This is a genomic window from Subtercola sp. YIM 133946 (assembly GCF_036553535.1).
Classification (GTDB): Bacteria; Actinomycetota; Actinomycetes; order Actinomycetales; family Microbacteriaceae; genus Subtercola.
The window spans coordinates 49,248-76,239 of sequence record NZ_JAZHPE010000040.1 but is presented as its reverse complement, the minus strand read 5'-3'; the positions used below and the strand labels follow the sequence as shown (position 1 = coordinate 76,239).

Genomic DNA, 26,992 nt, shown 5'->3' with positions numbered 1-26,992 from the left:
TTGGCAATGGCAGAACTAACGATCAGCCCCGACGAGATCCGCAACGCCCTGCAGGACTTCGTCAAGTCGTACGAGCCCACCGCCGCCGGCGCCGTCGAGGTCGGAACGGTCATCGACGCCGCCGACGGCATCGCGCACGTGCAGGGCCTGCCCGGCGTGATGGCCAACGAGCTCATCACGTTCGCCGACGGCACCCTGGGCCTGGCTCAGAACCTCGAGCAAGACGAGATCGGTGTCATCGTTCTCGGCGAGTTCAGCGGCATCGTCGAGGGCATGCAGGTCAAGCGCACGGGTGAGGTGCTCTCGGTACCCGTGGGCGACGCCTACCTCGGCCGCGTGGTCGACCCCCTGGGCAACCCGATCGACGGGCTCGGCGAGATCGTCACCACCGAGCGCCGCGCCCTCGAGTTGCAGGCGCCCGGCGTGATGAGCCGCAAGAGCGTGCACGAGCCCATGCAGACCGGCATCAAGGCGATCGACGCCATGATCCCGATCGGCCGCGGCCAGCGCCAGCTGATCATCGGCGACCGCCAGACCGGCAAGACGGCCATCGCGATCGACACGATCATCAACCAGAAGGCCAACTGGGAGTCGGGCGACACCAACAAGCGGGTGCGCTGCATCTACGTCGCCATCGGCCAGAAGGGCTCGACCATCGCCTCGGTGAAGGGCGCCCTCGAAGACGCCGGAGCGATGGAGTACACCACCATCGTCGCCTCGCCCGCGTCAGACCCCGCCGGCTTCAAGTACCTCGCGCCCTACACCGGTTCGGCCATCGGCCAGCACTGGATGTACGACAGCAAGCACGTTCTCATCATCTTCGACGACCTGTCGAAGCAGGCGGAGGCCTACCGCGCCGTGTCGCTGCTGCTGCGTCGCCCGCCGGGACGTGAGGCGTACCCCGGTGACGTCTTCTACCTGCACTCCCGTCTGCTCGAGCGTTGTGCCAAGCTCTCTGACGAACTCGGCGCCGGCTCGATGACCGGCCTTCCGATCATCGAGACCAAGGCGAACGACGTGTCGGCGTACATCCCGACCAACGTGATCTCGATCACCGACGGCCAGATCTTCCTGCAGAGCGACCTGTTCAACGCCAACCAGCGCCCCGCGGTCGACGTGGGCATCTCGGTGTCGCGCGTCGGTGGCGACGCCCAGGTGAAGAGCATCAAGAAGGTCTCCGGAACGCTGAAGCTCGAGCTGGCCCAGTACCGCTCGCTCGAGGCGTTCGCGATGTTCGCCTCCGACCTCGATGCGGCCTCCCGCCGCCAGCTCGCCCGTGGTGCACGCCTGACCGAGCTGCTCAAGCAGCCGCAGTACTCGCCGTACCCCGTCGAAGAGCAGGTCGTCTCGATCTGGGCCGGCACGAACGGCAAGCTCGACGAGGTTCCGGTCGAAGACATCCTGCGGTTCGAGCGCGAGTTGCTCGACTACTTCGGTCGCAACACCGAGGTGCTCACCAAACTGCGCGACACCAACGTGCTCTCCGACGACATCGTCGAGGCGCTCGAGTCGGGTGTCGACAAGTTCAAGCTCGAGTTCCAGACCGGTGAGGGCAAGCCCCTCGCTTCTGTCGGCAACGAGAAGTTCGACGCCAGCGACAAGGAAGACGTCAACCAAGAGAAGATCGTCAAGGGTCGCAGGTAATCCATGGCAGCTCAGCTGAGGGTCTACCGGCAGAAGATCAAGTCTGCCCAGACGACCAAGAAGATCACGAGGGCGATGGAGCTGATCTCCGCCTCGCGCATCCAGAAGGCGCAGGGGAGGGTCGCGGCATCCTCTCCCTACGCCCGCGCGGTGACGCGTGCGGTGTCGGCGGTGGCCACGTACTCCAACGTCGACCACATTCTGACCACCGAGCCTGAGAAGGTCGAGCGCGCGCTCGTCGTCGTGTTCGCCTCTGACCGTGGCCTGGCCGGCGCCTTCAGCTCCAGCGTGCTCAAAGAGGCCGAGCAGCTCACCACCCTGCTGCGCAGCGAGGGCAAAGAGGTCGAGTACTACCTGGTCGGCCGCAAGGCCGCCGCGTACTTCTCGTTCCGCAAGCGCGCCGCCCTGCAGACGTGGACGGGCGGAACCGACCAGCCCACGTTCGAGGTCGCCAAGGAGATCGCCGACTCGCTCGTCGATGTCTTCGTCAAAGACGCGGGCGAGGGTGGCGTCGACGAGATCCACATCGTGTACAACCGCTTCGTCAGTATGGTGTCGCAGGTTCCCGAGATCGTGCGCCTGCTGCCCCTCGAGGTCGTCGAAGAGATGGAAGCGCCCGCCGAGCACGAGGTACTGCCGCTCTACGAGTTCGAGCCCGAGGTCGGCGATGTGCTCGACGCCCTGCTTCCGGTCTACATCGAGAGCCGTATCTTCAACGCCATGCTGCAGAGTGCCGCGTCTGAGCACGCAGCCCGCCAGCGCGCGATGAAGTCGGCCAGCGACAACGCCGACAAGCTCATCCGCGACTACACGCGCCTCGCCAACAACGCCCGCCAGTCAGAGATCACGCAGCAGATCTCTGAGATCGTCGGCGGCGCTGACGCATTGACTCCCGCTCGCTAGCCCCGGGCCCACGAAGAAGTTCTACGAGAAGGATAAGAGTTATGACTCCGACAGCAACCGACACCGCGCCCGCTGCCGCCGACGAGAAGGTCGCTGGCATCGGTCGCATCGCGCGGGTCACCGGGCCCGTCGTCGACATCGAGTTTCCGCACGACGCGATTCCGGGCATCTACAACGCCCTGAAGTCGACTGTGACGATCGAGGGTGAGACCCGCGCCATCACGTTCGAGGTCGCGCAGCACCTCGGCGACGACCTGGTGCGCGCCATCTCGCTGAACCCGACCGATGGTCTGGTACGCGGCCAGGAGGTCACCGACACCGGAGCGCCCATCTCGGTGCCCGTCGGCGACGTCACCAAGGGCAAGGTCTTCAACGTCATCGGCGACGTGCTCAACGCCGACGCCGACGGAACGATCAACGGCGAGAAGATCGAGATCACCGAGCGCTGGCCCATCCACCGCCAGCCCCCGGCGTTCGACCAGCTCGAGTCGAAGACGACTCTGTTCGAGACCGGCATCAAGGTGATCGACCTGCTGACCCCGTACGTACAGGGTGGCAAGATCGGCCTGTTCGGCGGTGCCGGCGTGGGCAAGACGGTGCTCATCCAGGAGATGATCCAGCGCGTGGCGCAAGACCACGGTGGTGTGTCGGTGTTCGCCGGGGTCGGCGAGCGCACCCGTGAGGGCAACGACCTGATCATGGAGATGGAGGAGGCGGGCGTCTTCGACAAGACCGCGCTTGTCTTCGGCCAGATGGACGAGCCGCCGGGAACGCGACTCCGCGTCGCCCTCTCGGCCCTGACCATGGCGGAGTACTTCCGCGACGTTCAGAAGCAAGACGTGCTGCTCTTCATCGACAACATCTTCCGCTTCACGCAGGCCGGTTCAGAGGTCTCCACGCTGCTCGGCCGCATGCCGTCGGCCGTGGGTTACCAGCCGAACCTCGCCGACGAGATGGGTGTTCTGCAAGAGCGCATCACCTCGACGCGTGGCCACTCGATCACGTCGCTGCAGGCCATCTACGTTCCCGCCGACGACTACACCGACCCGGCTCCGGCGACCACCTTCGCCCACCTGGATGCCACGACCGAGCTCTCTCGTGAGATCGCGTCGCGCGGCCTGTACCCGGCCGTCGACCCGCTGACCTCGACCAGCCGTATCCTCGACCCCCGCTACCTGGGCGCCGACCACTACAACACGGCCGTTCGCGTCAAGGCGATTCTGCAGAAGAACAAGGAACTGCAGGAGATCATCGCGATCCTCGGTGTCGACGAGCTCTCTGAAGAAGACAAGATCACCGTCTCGCGTGCGCGTCGCATCCAGCAGTTCCTGTCGCAGAACACCTACATGGCGAAGAAGTTCACCGGTGTCGAAGGTTCGACGGTTCCGTTGAAAGACACCATCGAGTCGTTCACGGCGATCGCGAACGGCGACTTCGACCACGTGGCCGAGCAGGCCTTCTTCAACGTCGGAAGCATCTCTGACGTCGAAGAGAAGTGGGCCCAGATTCAGAAGGAAGACGGCTAAGCATGGCCGACGTGAGCGACCAGGCTCCGCTGCAGGTGAGCGTCGTCGCCGCCGACCACGAGGTGTGGTCGGGCGGGGCGCGCCAGGTGATCGCGAAGACGACCGAGGGCGAGATCGGTATTCTGCGCGGCCACGAGCCGCTGCTGGCGATTCTCTCCGAGGGTGAGGTGCGCGTCACGCTGCCCGACGGCAAGCGCATCGTGGCCCAAGCCGACGAGGGGTTTCTCTCCGTCGAGAACGACCGCGTCACCATCGTGGCGCGCGCGGCAGAGCTGGTCTCCTAGCCCGATGGCGGCACATTCGCATTGTTAGTCGTTCTGCCCCCGTCTGAGACCAAACGAGACGGCGGTACGGATGATCGGCTCGACGTGTCCTCCCTGCGCTTTGCGCGACTGAGGCCACGCCGAGCCGAACTCGTTCGGGCCGTTCGCACTCTCGCTCGCGACCGCGAGGCGACCATCGCTGCGTTGAAGCTCGGTCGCACCCAGTATGACGAGATCGATCGCAACCGGCGGCTGACGCTGTCGCCGACGATGCCCGCGCTCGACCGGTACACCGGGGTGGTCTTCGACGCGATCGACGCGCCCACCCTCACAGCGGACGCCCTTGGGTTCGCGGGCGAGCACGTCGTCATACAGTCCGCCCTGTTCGGCCCGATCGGGGCGCTCGATCGCATTCCCGCCTATCGACTGTCGCACGACTCGCGGCTGCCGGGTGTCTCGCTGAAGAAGCACTGGGGGCCGGGCGGCTCACGCGCGCTCCTCGACGAGCCGGGCCTACTGCTCGATCTGCGGTCGGAGGGCTACGTCGCGCTGTCGCCGGTGAACGATCGCCCGAACTCCTACTTCCTCCGGGTGCTGACCGTGGGCGACGACGGGGCGGTGCGCGCCCTGAACCATTTCAACAAGACCGCGAAGGGCCGCCTCACCCGCGCGCTGCTCGACGCGGGCATCTCCTTCGACGCCGTCGACGACCTGATCGACTGGGCACGCGCCGCCGGCTTCGACCTCACCCGTTCGGGCCCGGCCGAGCTCTCCCTCGTCGTCTGACTTCTCAGTCGACGGCGCAGAAGCAGCCCTCGACGTGGTCGTCGACGAGACCAGCCGACTGCATCAGGGCGTACATCGTGGTCGGGCCGACGAAGCGGAAGCCGTGGGAACGCAACTCTCTGCTGAGCGCCACCGACTCGGGTGTGGTCGCCACGAAGTCGCCGAACGAGCGCGGCCGGGGCCGCTTCGTCGTGGGCTCGAAGCTCCACACCAGCGCATCCAGTGCGCCTGCGCCGCGCTCGTCGATGAGCGCCCGCGCCGCCCGAGCGTTGCCGATGGCCGCCTCGATCTTTCCGCGGTGCCTGATGATCGACGCGTCTCCGACCAGGCGCTGCACGTCGGCGTCAGTGAAGTCGGCGACCGTCTCGATGTCGAAGTCGTCGAACGCGGCACGGAAGGCTGGGCGCCGCCGGAGGATCGTGATCCACGACAGGCCGGCCTGAAATCCTTCGAGGCAGATCTTCTCGTACAGCCGCTGGTCGGAGTGCAGGGGTTTGCCCCACTCGTTGTCGTGGTAGGGCCGGTAGTCGGGGTCGTCACCCGCCCAGACGCAGCGCGCCTTGCCGTCGTCGCCCACCACGAGGGCTGCACGCGGCACCGACGGCGTGGGCGGCACATCTGCGGCGTCGGGCGCCGAGGGCACGGTCGATGTGTCGCTCACAGGTGACCGATGCTTTCGTGGTCGAGCAGCCACACCTTGGTGGGCACCCCGTTGCCGGCGCTGTACCCCGTGATGCGCAGGTTCGACGCCAGCACCCGATGGCACCCCACGATGATGGGGATGGGATTGGCGCCGACCGCCCCGCCCACGGCGCGACCCGACCCCGGTCGGCCGGCGGCCAGCCCGAGTTCTCCGTAGGAGACGTATTCGCCCCAGCCGACGCGCTGCAGCTGCCGCCAGATTTCGCGCTGGAACGCTGTTCCGCGCAGCGTCAGCGGCAGGTCGAACGTCGTGCGGGTGCCGGCGAAGTACTCGGTGAGCTGGGTGACCGCCTCGTCGAGCAGGGCGTTCGAGCCGTCGGGCAGCCCGTCGTGGGGGAGGGCGAACCCGCGCTCGATGCTGAGCGAGGTGATCGCTTCATCGTCGGCTGTCAATTCGAGCCGGCCGATGGGGCTGTTCATACGGGAGAGGAACGCAGGGGGAGTGCGCCAGGCGGGCGCCCTGGGTGTTATCACGCTCGGAGCCGAAGCCGAAGCCGGAGCCTGAGCCGGAGCCGGAGCCTGAGCCTGAGCCGGTGCAGCGGCGGAAGCCTGTGCAGGAGCAAGTGCGGGTGCTGTCATGTCTCGACACTATCGCCGGCCGGCGGGGTGGGGCTGGCCCGCATCAGACATTGTGGAGAGAAGCAAAACACGCCGATTGTGGAGGAGTGATGGCAAGGCGGGTAGCGTGGGGATGCCATGGACTCCCTCTCTGCGCACCGCGACTTCGGCTCTGCTGCCCTCAACGAATCCGATGTCGAGCGCGATCCCTTCGTGCAGTTCGGCAGGTGGCTGTCTGACGCCGAGGGGGCGGGGCTCTCTGAGCCGAACGCCATGGTGCTCTCGACGGTCGACGCCGACGGCGTGCCGAGCAGCCGCACGGTTCTGCTCCGGGGGGTTCGCGCGGGCGGCTTTGAGTTCTTCACGAACTACGACTCGCGCAAGGGCGAGGCCTTGCGCGTGCATCCGGTCGCCTCGGTGGTGTTTCCGTGGTACACCCTGCAGCGCCAGGTCATTGTGACGGGCGATGTCGCACGGGTGACGGAGGCAGAGAGCGACACGTACTTCGCCGGCCGCCCCCACAAGTCGCAGATCGCCGCGCTGGCGAGTCATCAGTCGCAGCCGATCTCGTCGCGAGCAGAGCTCGAGTCGCGAGTGCTCGAGCTGTCGGCGCGGTACCCCGACGGTACCGCCGTACCGCGGCCGGAGAACTGGGGCGGCTTTCGCCTTCGACCCACCCGTTTCGAGTTCTGGAAGGGGCGCCGCTCGCGCCTGCACGACCGCCTCGTGTACACCCCGGCCGAGTCGTCTGGCTGGCGCCTGGTGCGCCTGCAGCCCTGAGACTGCGTCTGCAGCCCTGACACTGCGTCTGCAGCCCCGACACTGCGTCTGCCCACCTGGCGCCTGCACGTCTTCGACACGTCGGTAACGAGGTGGTTTGGCGAGGGCACGGCACCCAAGTGGCCGCAGTCAGGGGTGGGTGCGTGAGTGGCCGGGGTCAGGCAGGGCGCGCGTCGGTGCCGCGGTCATGGGTCGGCCCGTGAGTGGTCGGGGTGGGGCGTGTCGCGTCAGTGGCCCGTGAGGGGGCCGAGAAGGCGGGCGGTTCGGGATGCCCGTGCCGTCAGCTGCTCTTCGCGGTCGGCCAGGTCGGCTGAGGCCAGGCCGAGGTTCGCGCCGATGAAGCGCAGTGGCTCGGGCTCCCAGCGCGGCGAGACGTGGTTCACCCACGGCAGTCGGGTGAGGTCGTAGGGCACTGCCGCGCTGCTGACACCTCTTCCGGAGGCCCCGCCGGCACCCGCGCCCGCACCCGAGCTCCCGCCCGCGCCCGCGACGTGGCTCGCGTCGACCCCTGTCAGCAGGGCGGCCAGCGTGCGCCCCGCGAGGTTCGTCGTGCTGAGACCGTCGCCCACGTAGCCGCCCGCGAACGCCACCCCCGTGCGCGCGTTGTAGTTCACCGTCGCGTGCCAGTCGCGCGAGACGCCGAGCGGACCACCCCAGCGGTGCGTCACCTCGGCGTCGAACGCGTCGGGGAAGAGGTCGACGAGCGTGGCGGCGAGGTGGTCGAAGACACGAGCAACCTGGTCGTAGGCCGGGCGGATGCTCGACCCCCAGTGGTACCGCGCTCCGCGCCCGCCGAAGGCGAACCGGTTGTCGGCCGTGCGCTGGCCGTAGATCAGCAAGTGCCGGTAGTCGCTGAAGGTGGTGCCGTGGGGTATGCCCACCGAGTTCCAGAACGCGTCGGGCAGAGGTTCGGTCGCGATCATGAGCGAGTAGAGCGGCATGATGCGCCGGCCGACGCCGGGCAGCTGCGAGCCGTAGGCCTCGGTGGCGATGACGATCTGCTTCGCCCGCACCCCGCCCTCGTCGCCGCCGACGAACTCGACCCGGCCCGACGACCAGCCCGTCACCTCGGTGTGCTCGTAGATCGTGACGCCGAGCCCCTCGACCACGTCGGCCAGCCCGCGCACGAGCTTCAGGGGGTGCAGCCGCGCGCACGCCGGGTCGAAGGTGGCACCGCGGGCACCCGCCGGATGCCCGGCAGCAGCCACCGGATCGCCGGCCCCACCAGCCCTCGCCCCGAACTCCCGGTACTCCACGAGGTCGACCCCGAACCGCGCGGCCTCCAGCACGTCGGCCCGCGCCGCCTGCTCCTGCACGGCGTTCATCGCGTAGACGAGCGTGCCGCCCTGAACGAAGTCGCACGAGATGCCCTCGGCCGCGGTCACGGCGCCCATCTCGGCGACCGTGTCGACCATGGCCTGCCGCATGGCCACCGCGCGCCTGAACCCGTACGTCCGCTCCAGCGACGCCGCCGACCTCGGAAACAAGGCCGAACACCAGCCGCCGTTGCGTCCCGATGCGCCGAAGCCCACCGTCTCCTTCTCGAGCACGACAATCGACAGCGCCGGGTCGGCCCTGGCCAGGTAGTAGGCGGTCCAGAGCCCGGTGAGGCCAGCGCCCACGATGCACACGTCGGCGTCGATGGTGCCCGCTGCCGACGCTCGCGGGTGCCCGGCCGGCGCCGACTCGGCCCAGTAGCTCTGCCCGCTCATCCACTCACCCGTCGCCTCACCGGCCCGCTCACTGTCGCGCCCTGCCAGCTAGCTCACACTCACAGTCGCGCCCGGCCGACGCGCTCACAAGTGCGCCCGGCCGACGCCCCCGAACCTGCACACACCGACTCAGAGCCTGGCCCAGGCCTCGGTGAGCACCGACCGCAGAATACCCTCGATCTCGTCGAACTCGGGCTGGCCGATGGTGAGGGGCGGGGCGAGCTGAATCACGGGGTCGCCCCGGTCATCCGCGCGGCAGTACAGCCCGGCGTCGAACAGCGCCTTCGACAGGAAGCCGCGCAGCAGCCGCTCTGACTCGTCGTCGTCGAAGGTCTCTTTGGTGGCCTTGTCTTTGACGAGCTCGATGCCGAAGAAGTAGCCGTCACCGCGCACGTCGCCGACGATCGGCAGGTCGTTGAGCTTCTCGAGCGTCGAACGGAACGCAGGCGAGTTCTCGCGCACCCGTTCGTTCAGTTTCTCTTCTTCGAAGATGTCGAGGTTCGCCAGGGCCACCGCGGCAGACACCGGATGCCCGCCGAACGTGTACCCGTGATAGAACGACGTCGTACCGTGCTTGAACGGCTCGTACACCTTGTCGCTCACGATCGTGGCACCGATGGGGGAGTACCCGCTCGTCATGCCCTTCGCGCAGGTGATCATGTCGGGCACGTAACCGTATTCGTCGCAGGCGAACATGTGGCCGATGCGGCCGAACGCGCAGATGACCTCGTCGCTCACCAGCAGCACGTCGTACTTGTCGCAGATCTCGCGAACGCGCTGGAAATAGCCGGGGGGCGGCGGAAAACAGCCGCCCGAGTTCTGCACCGGCTCGAGGAAGACCGCCGCGACGGTCTCCGGGCCCTCGAACTCGATCATCTCCTCGATGCGGTTCGCGGCCCACACCCCGAATTGCTCGAGGTCGTCGCCGTGCTCGGGGGCACGATAGAAGTTCGTGTTCGGCACCCGGAAGCCGCCGGGTGTCACCGGCTCGAACATCTCCTTCATGGCGGGGATGCCGGTGATCGCCAGCGCCCCCTGCGGTGTGCCGTGGTAGGCCACCGCGCGCGAGATCACCTTGTGCTTGGTGGGCCGGCCCTGCAGCTTCCAATAGTACTTGGCGAGCTTGAAGGCGGTCTCGACGGCCTCGCCGCCGCCGGTGGAGAAGAACACGCGGTTGAGGTCGCCAGGTGCGTAGCCCGCGAGCCGGTCGGCGAGTTCGATGGCCGACGGATGCGCGTACGACCACAGCGGAAAGAACGACAGTTCGGCGGCCTGCTTGGCCGCGACCTCGGCCAGGCGCTGGCGCCCGTGCCCGGCATTCACCACGAACAGGCCCGAGAGGCCGTCGAAGTACTTCTTGCCCCTGCTGTCCCAGATGTGGTGACCGTCGCCCTTGACGATGATGGGAACGCCGCCGCCGTCTTCCATCACAGACTGGCGCGCGAAGTGCATCCAGAGGTGGTCTTTGGCCTTCTGCTGCAGGTCGTCTTCGTCGTACGTCGTCATGCGTTATCTCGTTCCCCAGTTGTAGAGCTGCTTGTGCAGCTTCAGATAGACGAAGGTCTCGGTCGAGAGCACCCCCGGCAGCGTTCTGATGTCGTTGTTCAGCAGGGTGATCAGGTCGTCGTCGTTCTCGCAGACGACCTCGACCATGATGTCGAAGGTGCCGGCGGTGAGCACGACGTAGTCGACCGCCGAGAGGGCGGCCAGAGCATCCGCGACCAGGCGGGTGTCGCCGGTGACCTTGAGGCCGACCATCGCCTGGCGGTAGAAGCCGAGCTGCAGCGGGTCGGTCACGGCGACGATCTGCATCACGCCGGTTTCGGTGAGCTTCTGCACCCGCTGCCGCACGGCGGCCTCGCTGAGGCCGACGGCCTTGCCGATCTCGGCGTACGACCGTCGGCCGTCGTCTTGCAGTTGCTCGATGATGGCCTTCGACGTCTCGTCGAGGTGTGCAGAGCGCGGCCTGGTGGTCATGGCTCGATTCTGTCAGTGCGATCGCGGCTCGGCAAGCGGATCCGAAGCTGTTTCGTCTGTTCACCGACGAGATTCGAAGATTTGCCGTCGAGCGCACATCAGCGCCGACGGCCGGCACGGTCTGGGGTGCTGCGCACTCGTCTACAGTTGTGACGTGGAGCTGTGCACCCGAAGTCGCAGCTGGTCAGAGAGAGAATCCGCGTGACGCAAATCGGCGAGAGAACAGCGACGTTCCGCGTCAGCAGCCCGGTCGACGCGGGGGAGTCATACCTCGTCTCGTGGGCCGCGCTCACCGACGTGGGCAAGCGCAGGGCCGTGAACGAAGACAGTGTGGTCGCGCATCCGCCGATCTTCGCCGTTGCCGACGGCATGGGCGGCCACGCGGCCGGCGACGTGGCCAGCGACGCGGTCGTGACCCGGCTGGGCGCGGTCGGCGACGAACCCTTCACCACCGGAGACGTGATCGACGAGGCGCTGTCGCTCGCACTCACCGACATCGACCTCGTGGGCGACGAGACCACCCTCGGCACCGGAACCACCGTGACGGGCGTGGCCCTGAGCCTCGTCGACGGTCACCCGAAGTGGGCCGTGTTCAACATCGGCGACTCGCGGGTGTACCAGCTGCTGAACGGCACGCTCGAGCGCCTGACGGTCGACCACTCGGTGGTGCAAGAGCTGGTGGATGCCGGGCTGATCACCGCCGAACAGGCCGAGACCCATCCCGACAGCAACATCATCACCCGTGCCGTGGGTTTTCACGAGAAGCCGGTGCCCGACTACTCGCTGCTCGACATCGTCGCGGGCCAGCGCATCCTGGTCTGCAGCGACGGACTCACCAAGGAGCTCACCGACCACGGCATCGCGCACTATCTGCGGCGCGAAGGATCGGCCTGGCAGACCGCGTCGTCGTTGGTGGAGGCGGCGCTCACGAACGGCGGCCGCGACAACGTCACGGTGCTGGTCATCGACGTTGCCGCCGAGTAGACACCGGCCGCCGCGGGCATCCACTCGCCGTTTCTGAGAGAACACACCGACAACGGATCCATCGGTGATAGCGCGAAATCGATGCTGATTTCGTGAAGATTGTGTTTCGGAATGGCTCTTTTCGTGAGTGAAGCTGTCATCGGGCAACGGGGTATGCCAGTATCGAGAAACCCGATTCCGCCCCGCCTACAGCTCGAGGAGTGATACACCCGTGCCACTGCAGCCGCCGCAAGACCCGATGATCATCGAAGCCATCAAACACTCGCAGGCGATGCAGAGGGCCAAGCGGCTCAGCATGAGCCGTCGCGGGTTTCTCGGCACGCTCGGCCTCGGCGCCGGGGCACTGACGCTGGCTGCCTGTGCCCCGCAGACGGCGGCGAAGGCCGCTCTCACGCCCGCCACCGATGTCTCGGCGACCGACAAGACGCTGGTGTGGGACAACTGGCCCGCCTACATGGATGAAGACGACGAGGGCAACTACCCCACGCTCATGGCGTTCCAGCAGCAGTCGGGCATCGAGGTCACCTACAACGTGGCGGTCGACGACAACAACACCTACTACGCCAAGGTCAAAGACCAGCTGGCGCTCGGCCAAGACATCGGTACCGACACGGTGTGCCTCACCGACTGGATGGTCGCCCGCCTGGTGCGCCTCGGGTACCTGCAGAACCTCGACCACGCGAACATCCCGAACATCTCGAACCTCAGCGCCGCCTTCGCGAACCCCGACTTCGACAAGGGCCGCCAACTGTCGCTGCCGTGGCAGGGCGGCTTCGCCGGCATCTGCTGGAACACCGAGAAGGTGCCGAACGGGCTGAAGAGCATCGACGACCTGTGGAGCGCCGACCTCAAGGGCCGCGTGGGCGTGCTGAGCGAGATGCGCGACACCCTCGGCCTCATCATGCTGTCGCAGGGCACCGACATCACCGGCGGCTGGGGCGATGCCGAGATGGGCAAGGCCGTCGACGCGCTCACCGAACAGGTGACCAACGGCCAGATCCGCAACATCAAGGGCAACCAGTACCTCAATGACCTGCAGAACGAAGACACCTTCGCCGCCATCTGCTGGTCGGGCGACATCACCTCGCTGAACGCCACCGCCGGTGACAAGTGGCAGTTCGCCATCCCCGACTCGGGCGGAACGCTCTGGAACGACACCTTCGTCGTACCGATGGGGTCGAAGCACAAGGCGAACGCCGAAGCCGTCATGAACTACTACTACGAGCCCGAGGTCGCCGCAGAGCTGGCCGCGTGGGTGAACTACATCACACCGGTCGACGGCGCGAAAGAGGCGATGGATGCCATCGATCCCGATCTCGCAGCGAACCAGTTGATCTTCCCCGACGCCGACACACTGTCGACCGTTCACGTGTTCCGCACCCTGACGCCGACCGAGGAGACGAACTACGAGGCCGACTTCCAGAAGATCCTGCTGGGCTCGTAATGGCCACCGGTACGTTCGCCGAGAAAGGCGCCGACCTCGAGCTGGTCGGAATCCAGAAGCGTTTCCCCGGTTTCACCGCGATCGAATCGCTCGACCTGTTCATTCCGGCGGGATCGTTCTTCGCCCTGCTCGGCCCCTCGGGCTGTGGCAAGACCACGACCCTGCGCCTCGTCGCCGGGCTCGAAGAGCCGACGCAGGGTCGCATCGTGATCGGCGGCAAAGACGTCACATCGACGAAGCCGTACCAGCGGCCGGTCAACACCGTGTTCCAGTCGTACGCGCTCTTTCCGCACATGACCGTGCTCGAGAACGTCGCGTTCGGACTACGCCGGCGCAGCATCGCGTCGCCGGTCGAGAAGGCGCACGAGGCACTGCGGCTCGTCGAGCTCGATCACCTCGCCGCCCGCAAGCCGGGCAGCCTCTCGGGCGGCCAGCAGCAGCGCGTGGCCCTCGCCCGCGCCATCGTGAACCGGCCGGCCCTGCTGCTGCTCGACGAGCCGCTCGGTGCGCTCGACCTGAAGCTGCGCCGCCAGATGCAGCTCGAGCTGAAAGACATCCAGACCGAGGTCGGCCTCACCTTCCTGCACGTCACCCACGACCAGGAGGAGGCCATGACCATGGCCGACACCATCGCGGTGATGAACAAGGGCCAGATCGAGCAGATGGGCGCCCCGGAAGAGCTCTACGAACTGCCGCGCACAGCCTTCGTCGCCAACTTCCTCGGCCAGTCGAACCTGTTCACCGGCCCGGTGTCGAGCACGGCACCGGATGCCCTGACGGTGGTCGTGGGCGGGGCCGCCATCACCGTGCCGACGTCGCGGGCCGCACGTAAGACAGGCGTCGTGACGGTGGGCGTTCGCCCCGAGAAGCTCATTCTGCTGACGGAGCCGCCCGCCCCGGCGGCCGGCCGCAATGTTCTCGGCGCGGGCCGGGTCGTCGACGTGTCGTTCAGCGGCGTCAGCACGCAGTACATCGTCGCCATTCCGGGCCTCGGTGACGTGATCGTGTTCGCGCAGAACATGGTGTTCGGCCCGGTGGTGCACGTGGGTGCCGAGGTGTGGGTGAGCTGGGCCGTCGAGCACGGGTTCGGGCTGGAGGATGCTCCCGACGAGGTTCGGGCGGGCATCCACGACGCCTTGGTGGCGGCCGGGCTCGATGATTCTGCCCTCGGCGCCGACTCCGCCCTCGAAAAGGCCTGATCATGGCGTTCACCGCATTCTCCTCTGCGCCGAGCACGACCGCCGCCGGTGGCGCGGGCAACACCGCCGAGCCCGCGGCCCGGAAGCGCAGCTGGATCGCGCTCGTGCTGCTGCTGCCGGGCATCCTGTACCTGCTGCTGTTCTTCATCGCGCCGCTGATCTCGCTGGTCTTCACCTCGTTTCAGCAGCCGGTGATCGACGGCGACATCGGGCAGTACTCAGCCGGGTTCCAGTGGCAGAACTACACCGACGCCGTGGGGCAGTACCTGCCGCTCATCTTCCGGGCGTTCGGGTACGCCATTCTCGCGACGGTGTTCGCGCTCGTCATCAGCTACCCGATGGCGTACTTCATCGGCGTGAAGATGCGGCGCTGGCCGCTGGCGCAGAGCCTGCTGTTGACGCTGGTGATCGCGCCGTTCTTCATCAGCTTTCTGCTGCGCACGCTGGCCTGGAAGCAGATCTTCTCAGACGAGGGGCCGATCGTTCCTGTGCTGAAGGCGCTGGCGGTGCTGCCGACCGACGGGCACATCACAGGCACGCCGTTCGCGGTGGTGTTCGGGCTGACGTACAACTTCATCCCCTTCATGACGCTGCCCCTGTACGCCGTGCTGGAACGCATGGACACGCGGTACATCGAGGCGGGCGCCGACCTGTACGCGTCGCCGTGGACGACCTTTCGCACGGTGACCGTACCGCTGTCGATGCCCGGCATCATCTCGGGAACACTGCTGACGTTCATCCCGGCCGCCGGCGACTACATCAACGCTTCGAACGACTTTCTCGGCAGTTCGCAGACGTCGATGGTCGGTAATGCGATCGAGGCGAACTTCCTGGTGCTGCAGAACTATCCGATAGCAGCGGCCCTGTCGATCGTGCTGATGGCGGTGATTCTCATCATCGTGGGCATCTATGTGCGGCGAGCGGGAACGGAGGAGCTGATATGAGTACCACGACATCTCGCGCCGGCTACGCCTCGTCGACGCCCGGCGGACTCGCCTCGACCCTCGAGGCGCCACTGCCGGCCGGTCCGCGGCGACGGTCGCCGATACGCCTTCGCGGGCTCGGCTTGCCGATCTACACCGCCCTGGCGCTCATCTTTCTGCTGATACCGATCGCGTACACGTTCGTGTTCTCGTTCAACAACTCGGGCAAGCTCAACATCGCCTGGCAGGGTTTCACGCTCGACAAGTGGACCCACGTCTGCGATGCGCAGGGGGTGTGCGAGGCGTTCGCGAACAGCATCCTGGTGGGCGTGGTCGCGACCGTGCTGGCGACCATCCTGGGCACGGCCATTGCGATCGCGCTGGTGCGCTACCGGTTCAGGGCGCGGTCGCTGATCTCGCTGCTGCTCTTCCTGCCGATGGCGACGCCCGAGGTCGTGCTCGGGGCCGGACTCGCGGCGCAGTTCCTCTCCCTGGGCGTGAACAAGGGGATCGGAACGATCATTATCGCGCACACGATGTTCTGCATCAGCTTCGTGGTGGTGACGGTGAAGGCCCGCGTGGCGTCGCTCGACCCGGCGCTCGAGGAGGCCGGGCGCGACCTCTACGGGTCGCCGACCGCGGTGTTCTGGCGCATCACCTTTCCGCTGCTCATTCCGGGAATAGCCGCGGCCGCGCTGCTGTCGTTCGCGCTCAGCTTCGACGACTTCATCATCACGAACTTCAACTCGGGTGCGGTCGACACCTTTCCGAAGTTCATCTACATCGCGGCCGCTCGGGGCATCCCGGCAGAGGCGAATGTGATCGCGTCGGCCGTGTTCCTTCTCGCGATCGTCATCGTCGTCGTCGCGCAGGTCAGCCGTGCCGCGCGGGCAAAGCGGCTCGCTCGCACCCAGTAGCCCAGCGCGCGCCTCGTCTGCGCCGCCGGTCGCCCCGCTGCCGCTCCGCTGCCGCTCCAGTGTGCGCAGATGCACGTTATCGCGCCTCAATCCGTGCTTCTGCGCAAAGCGGACGGGGCGGCTCGGGGTGGCCGCGCTCGGTGAAGGGGCGGGGCGGCTCCGGGTGGCCGCGCGGTGAAGGGGGGCGGCGGCAGCTACCGCGACCAGCGAGCTATCGCGACCAGCGAGCTACCGCGGCCAGCGAGCTACCGGAGCGCGGGGGAGACGCGGATGCTACCGACTGGGGCAGTGCCGCCGTAGACGGTCAGGTCGAGCCGGGGCAGCAGCGCGTCGAGCTGCGCCTGCCTGAGCGCACCGGCCGCAACGAGCAGCGTGAGGCCCACCAGCGAGGCGGCGCGCAGGTTGCCGTCGAGCATCTTCAGAGCCACGGTCGTGCCGGCCGCCGCAGAACTGCCGGCGGCCGCGCCGGGCGAGGTCGCCTTCGTCACCGACATGACCATGACGCCCTCGGCGCCGAGCTTGGCGAGCACGTGCAGCTCGTCGATGACGATCGTGTTGGCGCGGCCGGGGCCGTCGATGGCCCAGCCGTGGGCCAGAACCGACTCGGTCAGGGTGGCGGCGGGGCCGTCGGCGGCGCCGGTGATGCGGCCGATCCCCCGTGCGAGCCCGGTGAGCGACACGGCATGGATGGGCGCACCGCAGCCGTCGGTGCCGGTGGCCGCGACCGGCTCGCCGGTGAGGCGCTCGACGGTCTGCACGATGCGCTGCTGCAGGGGGTGGTCGAGGTCGAGATAGGACTCGGTCGGCCAGCCGTTCACCCGGCAGGCGTAGAGCATGGCGGCGTGCTTGCCCGAGCAGTTCATGTAGACGGATGCCCGGCCGTCGTGCGAGCGCACCAGGTCGTCGCGCGTGGCGGAGTCGCCGGGCCAGTCGTCAGGGCACTGCAGGGCGTCGCGGCCCAGACCCGCCTTGGCGAGGATCGAGTCGACCACCTCGACGTGCCGATGTGTCGCGGCGTGGCTGGCGGTGGCGAGCACGGTCTGCACGGCGTCGAGAGGGTCGTGGCCTGAGAGGGCCTCGAGCACGGTGAGGGCCTGGAACGGCTTCAAACACGAGCGGGGGAACACGGGCGACGAGGGGTCGCCGAGCGAACGCAGCACCGCCCCGTCGGGGCCCACCACGACGGCCGATCCGACGTGGCGCGACTCGACGAACCCGCTGCGCTCGACGACCGCGAGCTCGACGGCCTCGTCGGCCAAGAACGTGCCCGCGGCTGAACCGGCGGTCACGCCGTGAGGCTCGCGAAGCCGGCGTCGAGCACGCCGAGGGCGTCTTCGAGCAGGGCGTCGCTGATGGTGAGGCTCGGCAGGAAGCGCAGCACGTTGCCGTAGGTGCCGGCGGTGAGCACCAGCACACCGTTCTGCGCCGCATGGGCAGCGAGCGCCGTGACGGCGGCAGAGTTCGGCTCTTTGGTGGTCTGGCCGGTGCCGGGCTGCACGAGCTCGATCGCGATCATGGCGCCGATTCCGCGCACGTCGCCGATGATGTCGTACTTCTTCTGCAGCTCGAGCAGGCCGGTCGACAGGGTCTGCTCGACGCGGGTGGCCTCGGCGAGCAGACCGTGCTTCTCGATCTCACCGAAGACCGCGATCGCAGCCGCGGCAGCGACCGGGTTGCCGCCGAACGTGCCACCGAGGCCACCGGGCAGTGCGGCATCCATGATCTCGGCCCGGCCGGTGACGGCGGCGAGCGGCAGGCCGCCCGCGATGCCCTTCGCCGAGAGCACGAGGTCGGGTTCGAGCCCGAAGTGCGAGCTGGCGAAGTAGGCGCCGGTGCGGGCCATTCCGCTCTGGATCTCGTCGGCGACGAACACGATGCCCTTCTCGGTGCACCAGGCCTGCAGGGCCGGCAGGTAGCCCTCGGCGGGGATGACGAAGCCGCCCTCGCCCTGGATCGGCTCGACCACGAGGCAGGCGAGGTCGTACGACCCGACCGTCTTCTCGAGGTAGTCGATGGTGCGCTTCGCCGCTTCGGCACCCGACAGACCGTCGTGGTAGGGGTAGGAGTTCGGGGCGCGGTAGACATCGCCAGCGAACGGGCCGAAACCGGTGGAGTAGGGCGCCGCCTTGAAGTTCATGGCCATGGTGAGGTTGGTGCGGCCGTGGTAGGCGTGCTCGAGCACGGCCACGCCGACGCGGCGGGTGTACTTGCGGGCGATCTTGACGGCGTTCTCGACGGCCTCGGCGCCCGAGTTCGCGAGCATGGTCTTCTTGGCGAACGTGCCGGGGGTGTGCTCGGCGAGCAGCTCGGCGACGCGCACGTACTCTTCGTAGGGCGTGATGGTGAACAGGGTGTGGGTGACGGCGTTCAGCTGCTCGGTGGCCGCCTCGACGACGCCCGACTGGGTGTGGCCGATGGTGGTGACGCCGATGCCGGCGCCCAGGTCGATGAACTGGTTGCCGTCGACGTCGACCAGGATGGCACCGTTCGCACGGGCGATGTACACCGGCAGGGCAGAGGAGACGCCCACCGGCACGACGGCCAGGCGGCGTGCGTGCAGCGCGTCGGAGGCGGGGCCCGGAATCACGGTGACGATCTTGCGCTCCTGGGGCACGGTGAAATCTGCGGTGGGAATGGTGTCGGTCATGCCACCAGATTACCGGCCGGACGGTCAGGGTGCAGGCCCACCGTGCCGATTGTGGAGAACTCGCCGGAGCCGCCGGGGCTGGGGATAGGCTGACGAACGTGAACGCCGAACACCACTACTCTGTGACTGTCGAATGGCAGGGCAACCGCGGCACCGGCACGAGCGGGTACCGCGACTACAGCCGCCAGGGCGTCATTCGAGCCGAGGGCAAGATCGAGCTGCCGTCGTCGGCCGACCGCACCTTCCACGGCGACCGCGATCGCTGGAACCCCGAAGAACTGCTGCTCGCCGCGCTCGCCGAGTGTCACATGCTCTCGTACCTGCACGTGGCGGTTCAGCACGGCGTCGTGGTCACGGCCTATGAAGACGCGGCCGTCGGCACGATGCAGCAGGCCGGGCAGGGCGGGCGCTTCACCGAGGTGACGCTGCGGCCGGTGGTGACCCTCGCCGACCCGGGTCAGGCCGAGCTCGCGAACGGCCTGCACCACGAGGCGAGCGAACACTGCTTCATCGCCCAGTCGGTCAACTTCGCGGTGCTGCACGAACCGCGGGCCCAGTGATGGCGGCTCTCGCGCCCGTGACCGCACCCCGCCAGCATGTGAGCACACCCCGCCGGCACGTGACCGCACCCCGCCAGCATGTGACTGCACCCCGCCAGCACGTGAACACACACCGCCGGCACGGCGGATGCCCGTGACGGGCTACCAGCGCAGGGTGCTGATCGTCGCCATTCTGGCGTCGTTCATCGCGTTTCTCGACGGCACCGTCATCAACGTCGCGTTGCCGGCGATCAGCAAGGAGCTCGGCGGCGGGCTCGCGGGCCAGCAGTGGGTGGTCGACGCCTACCTGATCACGCTCACGGCCGTCATTCTGCTCGCCGGTTCGCTGTCTGACGCGTTCGGGCGGCGGCGCGTGATCTTCTGGGGCCTGATCGGGTTCGGTGCGGCATCCGTTCTCTGCGCCGTCTCGCCCACCGACGAGTTCCTGATCGTGTCGCGCGGCCTGCAGGGGCTGGCGGGGGCTCTGCTCGTGCCGAGTTCGCTCGCCATCATCATCTCGAACTTCGACGGCCCGAAGCGGGCCAAGGCCATCGGCCAGTGGACCGCCTGGACCAGCACCGCGTTTCTTGCCGGCCCGCTGCTCGGCGGCGTGCTGGTCGACTACGCGTCGTGGCGGCTGGTGTTCGGCATCAACGTGGTTCCGATTCTCGTCACCCTCTGGTTGCTTCGCGGCGTGCATGCCGAGCCGCCGCGGCCGGTGAAGCCGAAGATCGACTACCGCGGCGCCGTTCTCGGCGTCTTCGGAATCGGCCTGCCGGTGTTCGCCCTCATCGAGCAGGGCCGGCTGGGCTGGGGCAACCCGGTGGTGTGGGGCGCGCTGGTCATCGGCGTCGCCGCGTTCGTCGCCTTCATCGTCAACGAGCGGCATGTGAAGCAGCCGATGCTGCCGCTCAGCCTGTTCAGGGTGCGCAACTTCTGGGTGGGCAACCTGGCGACGACCTTCATCTACGCGGCGCTGTCGCTCGGTGGGTTTCTGCTCACCCTGTTCCTGCAGCAGGTCGCCGGGTACTCGGCCACCGAGGCGGGCCTGGCCTCACTGCCCTCGACCATCATCAGTATCTCGTTCTCGACGCTGTTCGGCTCGCTCGCGGGCAAATACGGTTCGCGCTGGTTCATGGCGGCGGGCCCGGTCATCGGCGCGATCGGGTACCTGATGCTCTCGCAGGTGACTCCCGAGGCGAACTACCTGACGCAGGTGCTGCCGGGAACAGTGGTGTTCGCCATCGGGCTGACCATCACGGTGGCGCCGTTGACGGCGGCGGTGCTCGGGGCGATCGATCCTGAGCGTGCCGGCATCGCGTCGGCGGTGAACAACGCGATCTCGCGGGTGGCCGGGCTGGTGGCCACGGCGGCGGCGGCGCTGATCGTGGGCGACGCGCTCACGACAGAGGGGTTCGCCCGGGGTGCCATCACCACGGCCATCCTGCTCGCCGCAGGTGGCGTCGTGTCGGCCATCGGCATTCAGAACGGCAAGCGCCCTGCCAAAGTATGACCGCAGGAGTGTGACAGCCAAGATATGACGGGCCAGTGTGACCGCAGGGTCAGCTCTGGGGATGACGGCGGGGGAGCTCCGGCAGGGCCGACTGGTCGAGCCAGGAGGCGAACAGCGAGCGAACGGGCACAGTGGCGTAGCGCTCGACGAGCTGGATGAACTCACCAGTCGTCACCGAACCGTGCCGGTGCACGGCGACCCATTCGCGCAGCAGGTCGAAGAACGCCTGGTCGCCGAGCGTGCGCCGCAGGGCGTGCAGGGTGAGCGCGCCGCGCTTGTAGACGCGATCGTCGAACATGCGCTGTGAGCCGGGGTCGCCCACCGTGAGGTCTTTGGGCAGCCGGTTGATGCGCGCCCAGTGCGTCTCGGCGCAGGCGTCGGCGGTCGGGCCGCCCGACTCCTCCGACCAGAGCCACTCCGAGTAGCAGGCGAAGCCTTCGTGCAGCCAGATGTCTTTCCAGTGCGAGAGCGTGAGGCTGTTGCCGAACCACTGGTGCGAGAGCTCGTGCGCGATGAGCCGCTCCGACCCGGCGACGCCATCGATGTGGTTGCGTCCGAAGATGGCCAGGCCCTGCGCTTCGAGCGGTATCTCGAGCTCGTCGTCGGTGACGACCACCGTGTAGTCGTCGAACGGGTAGGGGCCGAAGAGCCGCTCGAACAGGGCCATCATGCGCTCCTGTGGCTCGAAGTCGGCCAGGGCGTTCGAGCGCAGGTCGTCGGGCAGCAGCACGAACTGCGGCACGCCGTTCTGCGAGACACCCAGTGTCTCGTACAGCCCGATCTGCACCGTGGCGAGGTAGGTCGCCATGGGTTCGTGGCTGTGGAACTCCCACTGGGTGCGGCTGGCCCGCTGGGTCTTGCGCACCAGTTCGCCGTTGCACAGCACCCGGTAGGGCGTCTCGGCCGAGAACCGGAAGGCGTACGTCGCCTTGTTCGACGGATGGTCGTTGCACGGAAACCACGAGGGTGCGCCGCTCGGCTGCCCGGCGACGATGACCCCGTCGCTGAGTTCCTCCCAGCCGACCTCGCCCCACTGGCTGCGTACCGGCTTCGGCTGCCCCGAGTACTTGACCACGATGGTGAACTCGGTGCCGTTGTTGATGGCGGTGGCGGGGGTGATGACGAGCTTGCGGGCGGTCTGCTGCAGGTGGGTCGTTCGCGCCGCGTTGACCGTGACCTTGCTGGCCACGAGCCCGGCGAAGTCCATGCTGAACTTGCTGAGGCGCTGGGTGGCGCGGGCCGTGATGGTGGCGGTCGCGGTCAGCCGGTTGCTCGCCACGCGGTAGTCGCAGTCGAGGTCGTAGTGGATGACCGTGTACCCGCCATTCCCGCTGGTGGGCAGGTACGGGTCGCCGAGGGTGCGGGCGCCCTCCGAGGCGAGGGCGGTCGAGGTCGAGCGCGGCACTAGGCAGCGCCCCCGGCCGGTGCGGCAGGCGAGCGCGGCACGAGGCCGGCGAGTGCGGCATCCGTCGTGAGGGTGTCGGCAGTGTCGTCGTGCACGACCCAGGGCGCGATGGGATTGCCCGCCCAGCGCGAACCGGTCGGAACGTTCTCGCCGCGCATCACGAGCGAGGCGGGGCCGACGGTCGCGTTCTCGCCGATGGCGGCGGCAGGCAGAATGACGCCGTGCGGGCCGAGCGTGGCGCCGTCGTCGAGCGACACCCCGTCGAGGCTCATCACCCGGTCGTGAAAGAGGTGGGTCTGCACCACGCAGCCGCGGTTCACCGTCGCCCCGGTGCCGAGCGACACCAGGTCGGCCTCGGGCAGCCAGTAGGTCTCGACCCAGGCGCCGCGGCCGATGCTGGTGCCGAGCGAGCGCAGCCACCACGCCAGAGCGGGCGTGCCGGTAGCGGCGTTCGCGAACCACGGAGCAGCAACCATCTCTACAAAGGTATCCGACACTTCGTTGCGCCAGACGAACGACGACCAGAGTGGATGCTCTGACGCCCTGATGCGGCCCACCAGAATCCACTTCGCCGCCGTCGTCACCGCCGCGGCCACCGCTCCGGCGGCCAGCATCACGGCACCCGACAGCACGATGGTGTAGCCGAGCCCGAGCGTCGCGAGCAACCACTCGAGCAGCACCGCGATGCCCAGCCCGATGGCGACACTCACCATGACCGGCACGATGCGGCCGATCTCCCAGAGCGCCCGGGCGAGCTTCAGCCAGGCGGAAGGCTGGAAGGTGCGGCCCTCATCGAACTCGTTCACCTGGCGCCGCAGCCGCACGGGCGGGTTGCCGAGCCACGACGACCCGTTCTTGGCCTTGCGCGGGGTGGCGGAGAGAACCGCGACCAGACCGTTTCGCGGCACACTGCGCCCCGGCGCGGTCATGCCGCTGTTGCCGAGAAATGCGCGCTTGCCGATCGTGGCCTCGTCGATGCGAACCCAGCCGCCGCCGAGTTCGTACGAGGCGACCATCGTGTCGTCGGCGAGAAAGGCGTGGTCGTCGATCGTGGTCATGACCGGCAGCAGCAGCACCGTCGACGCCTCGACGTTCGAGCCGACCTTCGCCCCGAGCATCCGGAGCCAGACGGGTGTGAAGAGGCTGGCGTAGAAGGGGAACAGAACGGTGCGGGCGGCGTCGAGCAGTCGCTCGGTCGCCCAGACCTGCCAGCCGACCCGGCTGCGCACCGGGTAGCTGCCCGGCCGCACGCCGAGGCCGAGCAGGCGGGCGAAGACGACGGTGAGGCCCGCATAGACGATTCCGGCGACGATGGTGGCGAGCGGCACGGCGGCGAGGGCGCGCCAGCCCGCGTCGGCGAGTGTCGAGATGCCGCTGAGGGAGCCCGAGGCGCCCAGCACGCTCGAGTTCTTGGCGACCTGTGCCGCGCCGGAGACGTCGGCGGTCGACCCGCCCGCCACGACGCTGCCGAGGCCGTTCGCTGCGTTCGGGTCGAGGCTCAGCCCGAGGAACGCGCCGACGACCACGGCACCGGCGAGCACGGCCAGCACGGGCAGCAGCGAGAGCACCACAGAGGCCAGGGCGTAGGCCACCACCCAGCGGGTGTTGCGCGGCGGCCGGTGGTCGGGCCAGTCGGGCCGGGCACGGCCGATGCGCTGGGCGGGAGAACCGGCCCAGAGCTGGCCGCCGGGCACACGGCCCGAGACGGCCGAGCCGGGGGCGACCTCGGCGCGCCGACCGATGCGTGCGCCGGGCAGCAGCGTGCTGCGGGCGCCGACGGCCGCATCGGCGCCGATCTGCACCGAGCCGAGGCGCAGCACATCGCCGTCGATCCAGTAGCCGGCGAGATCGACCTCTGGTTCGACCGATGCCCGAGCGCCGATCTTCAGTAGCCCGGTGATCGGCGGCAGCGAGTGCAGGTCGACACCGGGGCCGATCTTCGCGCCGAGGGCGCGGGCGTAGGTGATGATCCACGGGGCTCCGGCGAGGTTCGTCGCGCCCACGAGGTGTGCGATCTGCTCGGCCAGCCAGAGCCGCAGGTGCACGGTTCCGCCGCGCGGATAGTCGCCCGGCTCGACACCCGCCAGCAGGGTGCGCGCGGCCGCGACCGAGATCGCCATGCGCCCGAACGGCGTGACGAGCACCACGAAGCCGACGAGCAGGTACCACCACGAGACGGTCGGCGCCCACGGGAAGACCCCGAACGCCGACAGGATGTTGTTGGCCGCCAGCACGTACACCAGCCAGCGCAGCCCGACGAGCACGTAGAGCGGAACACCGAGCAGCGTCTGGGCGAGCTGCGTGCCCACGGGCGTCGGCCTGACCGACTCGCGGGTGGTGGCGCTCGCCGGGGCGCGAGCGTCGAGCTCGGCCGCCAGCGCGCCGATGCGGGGGTGATCGTAGATGTCGGCGACGGTCGTGTCGGCGAATCGGGTGCGGATGGCCGACACGAGCTGGGCGGCCGACAGGCTGCCGCCGCCGAAGGCGAAGAAGTCGTCGTCGGGGCTCTGCACGGGGGCGCCCAGAATGGCCGCCCACTGTTCGGCGAGCCAGAGGCCGGTCGGGCCGAGGGCCCTGGCGAGGGCATCCGGATGCCCGTCGGCACCTGCTCTGTCAGACGCTGCTCTGTCAGACGCAGCCCCGCCAGACGCCGCTCTGTCAGACGCAGCCCCGCCAGACGCAGCCCCGCCAGATGCGCCCGCCCGACCGGCACCGCCTGCGCCCGGCAGCGGCCAGGGCAGTGCGGCCTTGTCGACCTTGCCCGAGGTGCGGGTCGGCAGCGCGTCGACCACGGTGAGCAGGGGGATGAGGGCCGCCGGCAGTTCGTCACGCAGCAACCGGGTGGCCGCGGCGGTGTCGAAGGGTACGGTGGTGGCCGGGGTGCCCGCGCCGCCCGCATCGCCCGAATCGCTCGGGGCGGTGGTGCCCAGGGTGCCCGCCTCGCCCGCATCGCTCGGGGCGAGGTAGCCCACGAGAATCTGGTTGCCCGCCGTCGTTCGCTGCACCACGACGGCGGCGCCGGCGACGCCGGGCAGCGCCTGCAGCGCCGCCTCGATCTCGCCGAGTTCGATGCGGCGCCCACCGAGCTTGATCTGGTCGTCGACCCGGCCCTGGAAGACCAGGCCGTCGCTGTCGAAGACGACGAGGTCGCCGCTGCGGTAGGCGCGCTGCCAGCCGAGGCTCGGCATGGGGGCGTACTTCTCGGCATCCTTCGCCGGGTCGAGGTAGCGGGCGAGCCCGACGCCGCCGATGATCAGCTCGCCGATCTCGCCCTCGCCGACGGGCCGGCCGTCGGCGTCGACCACGGCCAGATCCCAGCCGTCGAGCGGCAGGCCGATGCGCACCGGAACGTCACCGGTGAGCCGGGCGCCGCAGGCGACGACGGTGGCCTCGGTGGGGCCGTAGGTGTTCCACACCTCACGGCCGTCGACCGCGAGCCGTGCGGCCAGTTCCACTGGGCAGGCCTCACCGCCGAAGATGAGCAGGCGCACGAGTTCGAGCGCATCCGGCGGCCAGAGGGCCGCGAGGGTGGGCACAGTCGAGACGATGGTGATGCCATGGGCGATCAGCCACGGGCCGAGGTCGACGCCCGAGCGCACGAGCGAGCGCGGGGCGGGCACGAGACAGGCGCCGTGCCGCCAGGCCAGCCACATCTCTTCGCACGAGGCGTCGAAGGCCACCGAGAGCCCGGCCAGCACGCGGTCACCCGGGCCGAGCGGGTCGCCCTGCAGGAACATGCGGGCCTCGGCGTCGACGAACGCCGCGGCCGAACGGTGCGTGACCGCGACGCCCTTCGGCGTGCCGGTGGAACCGGAGGTGAAGATGATCCAGGCGTCGTCGTCGGGCGTCGGGCCGCCGACCACGGGCAGCGTGCCGGTGGGGGAGCCGAGGGTGGGCAGCGCCGGTGCGGCAGATGTCGCTCCGTGAGACACCGCCTCGGCCGACACCGCCTCGGCCGGCGCCCCCTTGGCCGGCGCCGCCTCGGCCGGCGCCCCCCTGGCCGACACCGCCTCGGCCGACACCGCCTCGGCCGACACCGCCTCTGCGCCCGATGGCTGCGCCGTGCCCGATGGCTTCGCCGTGCCCGATGGCTTCGCCGTGCCCGATGGCTCCGCCGTGCCCGATGGCTCCGCCGTGCCCGACGGCTGCGCGAACACGATCTCGCCGCTCGCCCCGATCACGCCCGCCACCGCCGCCTCGCCGAAGACCAGCGCGGCGCGCTCCTCCGGATCGTCGGCGTCGACCGGAACGTAGCTCGCCCCCACCGCGAGCACCGCGAGTATCGAGACGTACAGGGTGCGCGTTCCCGACGGTATGCGAATGCCCACGCGGTCGCCGCGTCGCACGCCGGCCGTGGCGAGCCGCGCCGCCGAGGCGTTGACTGCGCGCAGCAGCTCGCGGTAGCTCAGGGTTCCGGCGCTGTCGGCCAGCGCCGAGGCCTGCGGATGCGCGGCGGCGGTCGCGCGCAGAACGTCCATGAGCGTGCGCGGTTCGGGCGCACGCTCCCCGGCGAGCAGCAGGCCGGGGGTGGCGCTGGGTGGCATGTCGGGCATCCTGTTCGTCGATCGCA

General features: G+C 68.7%; 22 protein-coding genes. 13 read left to right on the top strand and 9 right to left on the bottom strand.

Annotated features, from left to right (window positions below; genetic code table 11):
* Positions 1–6 precede the first annotated feature (6 nt).
* Genes atpA through V3W46_RS13425 form a run of 5 tightly spaced genes read left to right on the top strand, consistent with a single transcriptional unit; the run spans position 7 to position 5,122 of the window.
* On the top strand, positions 7–1,644 hold the full coding sequence (atpA, locus tag V3W46_RS13445; protein WP_331783630.1) for a F0F1 ATP synthase subunit alpha: 1,638 nt from the start codon (positions 7–9) through the stop codon (positions 1,642–1,644).
* A gap of 3 nt (positions 1,645–1,647) precedes the next feature.
* A complete protein-coding gene (locus V3W46_RS13440; RefSeq protein WP_331783629.1) occupies positions 1,648–2,547 on the top strand; it encodes a F0F1 ATP synthase subunit gamma in 900 nt (299 codons plus the stop codon).
* A gap of 41 nt (positions 2,548–2,588) precedes the next feature.
* On the top strand, positions 2,589–4,073 hold the full coding sequence (gene atpD, locus V3W46_RS13435) for a F0F1 ATP synthase subunit beta (RefSeq protein ID WP_331783628.1): 1,485 nt from the start codon (positions 2,589–2,591) through the stop codon (positions 4,071–4,073).
* Between the two features lie 2 nt (positions 4,074–4,075).
* Positions 4,076–4,357 carry a F0F1 ATP synthase subunit epsilon gene (locus V3W46_RS13430; RefSeq protein WP_331783627.1) on the top strand — a complete coding sequence of 94 codons (282 nt, stop codon included), beginning with the start codon at positions 4,076–4,078 and terminating at the stop codon, positions 4,355–4,357.
* Positions 4,358–4,378: 21 nt separating this feature from the next.
* Positions 4,379–5,122: a YaaA family protein gene (locus tag V3W46_RS13425; protein WP_331783626.1), complete on the top strand. Its 744-nt coding sequence runs from the start codon at positions 4,379–4,381 to the stop codon at positions 5,120–5,122.
* Between the two features lie 4 nt (positions 5,123–5,126).
* Here V3W46_RS13425 and V3W46_RS13420 read toward each other — a convergent pair whose 3' ends face one another.
* Together V3W46_RS13420 and V3W46_RS13415 are read right to left on the bottom strand one after the other, a co-directional pair.
* Complete coding sequence (locus tag V3W46_RS13420; RefSeq protein WP_331783664.1) at positions 5,127–5,720, bottom strand: DNA-3-methyladenine glycosylase I; 594 nt, start codon at positions 5,718–5,720, stop codon at positions 5,127–5,129.
* 59 nt (positions 5,721–5,779) lie between these two features.
* Complete coding sequence (locus tag V3W46_RS13415) at positions 5,780–6,244, bottom strand: methylated-DNA--[protein]-cysteine S-methyltransferase (protein WP_331783625.1); 465 nt, start codon at positions 6,242–6,244, stop codon at positions 5,780–5,782.
* Positions 6,245–6,520: 276 nt separating this feature from the next.
* Between V3W46_RS13415 and pdxH the strand changes: the two genes are divergently transcribed.
* Positions 6,521–7,162: a pyridoxamine 5'-phosphate oxidase gene (pdxH, locus tag V3W46_RS13410; protein ID WP_331783624.1), complete on the top strand. Its 642-nt coding sequence runs from the start codon at positions 6,521–6,523 to the stop codon at positions 7,160–7,162.
* Positions 7,163–7,389: 227 nt separating this feature from the next.
* Here pdxH and V3W46_RS13405 read toward each other — a convergent pair whose 3' ends face one another.
* The 3 genes from V3W46_RS13405 to V3W46_RS13395 all read right to left on the bottom strand — a co-directional run bounded on the left by V3W46_RS13405 (position 7,390) and on the right by V3W46_RS13395 (position 10,851).
* Positions 7,390–8,874 carry an NAD(P)/FAD-dependent oxidoreductase gene (locus V3W46_RS13405; protein WP_331783623.1) on the bottom strand — a complete coding sequence of 495 codons (1,485 nt, stop codon included), beginning with the start codon at positions 8,872–8,874 and terminating at the stop codon, positions 7,390–7,392.
* A gap of 129 nt (positions 8,875–9,003) precedes the next feature.
* Positions 9,004–10,380 carry an aspartate aminotransferase family protein gene (locus V3W46_RS13400; RefSeq protein ID WP_331783622.1) on the bottom strand — a complete coding sequence of 459 codons (1,377 nt, stop codon included), beginning with the start codon at positions 10,378–10,380 and terminating at the stop codon, positions 9,004–9,006.
* A 3-nt stretch (positions 10,381–10,383) separates the two neighbouring features.
* Positions 10,384–10,851, bottom strand: coding sequence for an Lrp/AsnC family transcriptional regulator (locus V3W46_RS13395; protein ID WP_331783621.1), 468 nt, complete (start codon positions 10,849–10,851; stop codon positions 10,384–10,386).
* Between the two features lie 201 nt (positions 10,852–11,052).
* On the opposite strand from V3W46_RS13395, the gene V3W46_RS13390 reads away from it, so the two are divergent.
* From V3W46_RS13390 to V3W46_RS13370, 5 genes are all read left to right on the top strand, one after another.
* A complete protein-coding gene (locus tag V3W46_RS13390; RefSeq protein WP_331783620.1) occupies positions 11,053–11,835 on the top strand; it encodes a PP2C family protein-serine/threonine phosphatase in 783 nt (260 codons plus the stop codon).
* A 211-nt stretch (positions 11,836–12,046) separates the two neighbouring features.
* Entirely contained in the window at positions 12,047–13,279 is a 1,233-nt protein-coding gene (locus tag V3W46_RS13385) for an ABC transporter substrate-binding protein (RefSeq protein ID WP_331783619.1), read from the top strand.
* The gene (locus tag V3W46_RS13380) at positions 13,279–14,478 is read left to right on the top strand and encodes an ABC transporter ATP-binding protein (RefSeq protein ID WP_331783618.1); all 1,200 of its coding nucleotides are present in this window, start codon (positions 13,279–13,281) and stop codon (positions 14,476–14,478) included. Before V3W46_RS13385 ends, V3W46_RS13380 begins: the two co-directional genes overlap by 1 nt.
* Positions 14,479–14,480: 2 nt before the next feature.
* Entirely contained in the window at positions 14,481–15,422 is a 942-nt protein-coding gene (locus V3W46_RS13375; protein ID WP_331783617.1) for an ABC transporter permease, read from the top strand.
* Positions 15,419–16,318 carry an ABC transporter permease gene (locus tag V3W46_RS13370; protein WP_331783616.1) on the top strand — a complete coding sequence of 300 codons (900 nt, stop codon included), beginning with the start codon at positions 15,419–15,421 and terminating at the stop codon, positions 16,316–16,318. The genes V3W46_RS13375 and V3W46_RS13370 overlap by 4 nt, the downstream gene beginning before the upstream one ends.
* Before the next feature lie 245 nt (positions 16,319–16,563).
* Here V3W46_RS13370 and V3W46_RS13365 read toward each other — a convergent pair whose 3' ends face one another.
* Together V3W46_RS13365 and gabT are read right to left on the bottom strand one after the other, a co-directional pair.
* Positions 16,564–17,607 (bottom strand): asparaginase, encoded by a 1,044-nt coding sequence (locus V3W46_RS13365; RefSeq protein WP_331783615.1) that lies wholly within the window; start codon positions 17,605–17,607, stop codon positions 16,564–16,566.
* The gene (gene gabT / locus V3W46_RS13360) at positions 17,604–18,965 is read right to left on the bottom strand and encodes a 4-aminobutyrate--2-oxoglutarate transaminase (RefSeq protein ID WP_331783614.1); all 1,362 of its coding nucleotides are present in this window, start codon (positions 18,963–18,965) and stop codon (positions 17,604–17,606) included. Before gabT ends, V3W46_RS13365 begins: the two co-directional genes overlap by 4 nt.
* Before the next feature lie 98 nt (positions 18,966–19,063).
* Between gabT and V3W46_RS13355 the strand changes: the two genes are divergently transcribed.
* On the top strand, positions 19,064–19,525 hold the full coding sequence (locus V3W46_RS13355; RefSeq protein ID WP_331783613.1) for an OsmC family protein: 462 nt from the start codon (positions 19,064–19,066) through the stop codon (positions 19,523–19,525).
* Between the two features lie 127 nt (positions 19,526–19,652).
* Entirely contained in the window at positions 19,653–21,017 is a 1,365-nt protein-coding gene (locus V3W46_RS13350) for an MFS transporter (protein ID WP_331783612.1), read from the top strand.
* A gap of 49 nt (positions 21,018–21,066) precedes the next feature.
* Here V3W46_RS13350 and V3W46_RS13345 read toward each other — a convergent pair whose 3' ends face one another.
* On the bottom strand, positions 21,067–22,422 hold the full coding sequence (locus V3W46_RS13345; RefSeq protein ID WP_331783611.1) for a M1 family metallopeptidase: 1,356 nt from the start codon (positions 22,420–22,422) through the stop codon (positions 21,067–21,069).
* Positions 22,422–26,966 carry a Pls/PosA family non-ribosomal peptide synthetase gene (locus V3W46_RS13340; RefSeq protein ID WP_331783610.1) on the bottom strand — a complete coding sequence of 1,515 codons (4,545 nt, stop codon included), beginning with the start codon at positions 26,964–26,966 and terminating at the stop codon, positions 22,422–22,424. Before V3W46_RS13340 ends, V3W46_RS13345 begins: the two co-directional genes overlap by 1 nt.
* Positions 26,967–26,992 lie beyond the last annotated feature (26 nt).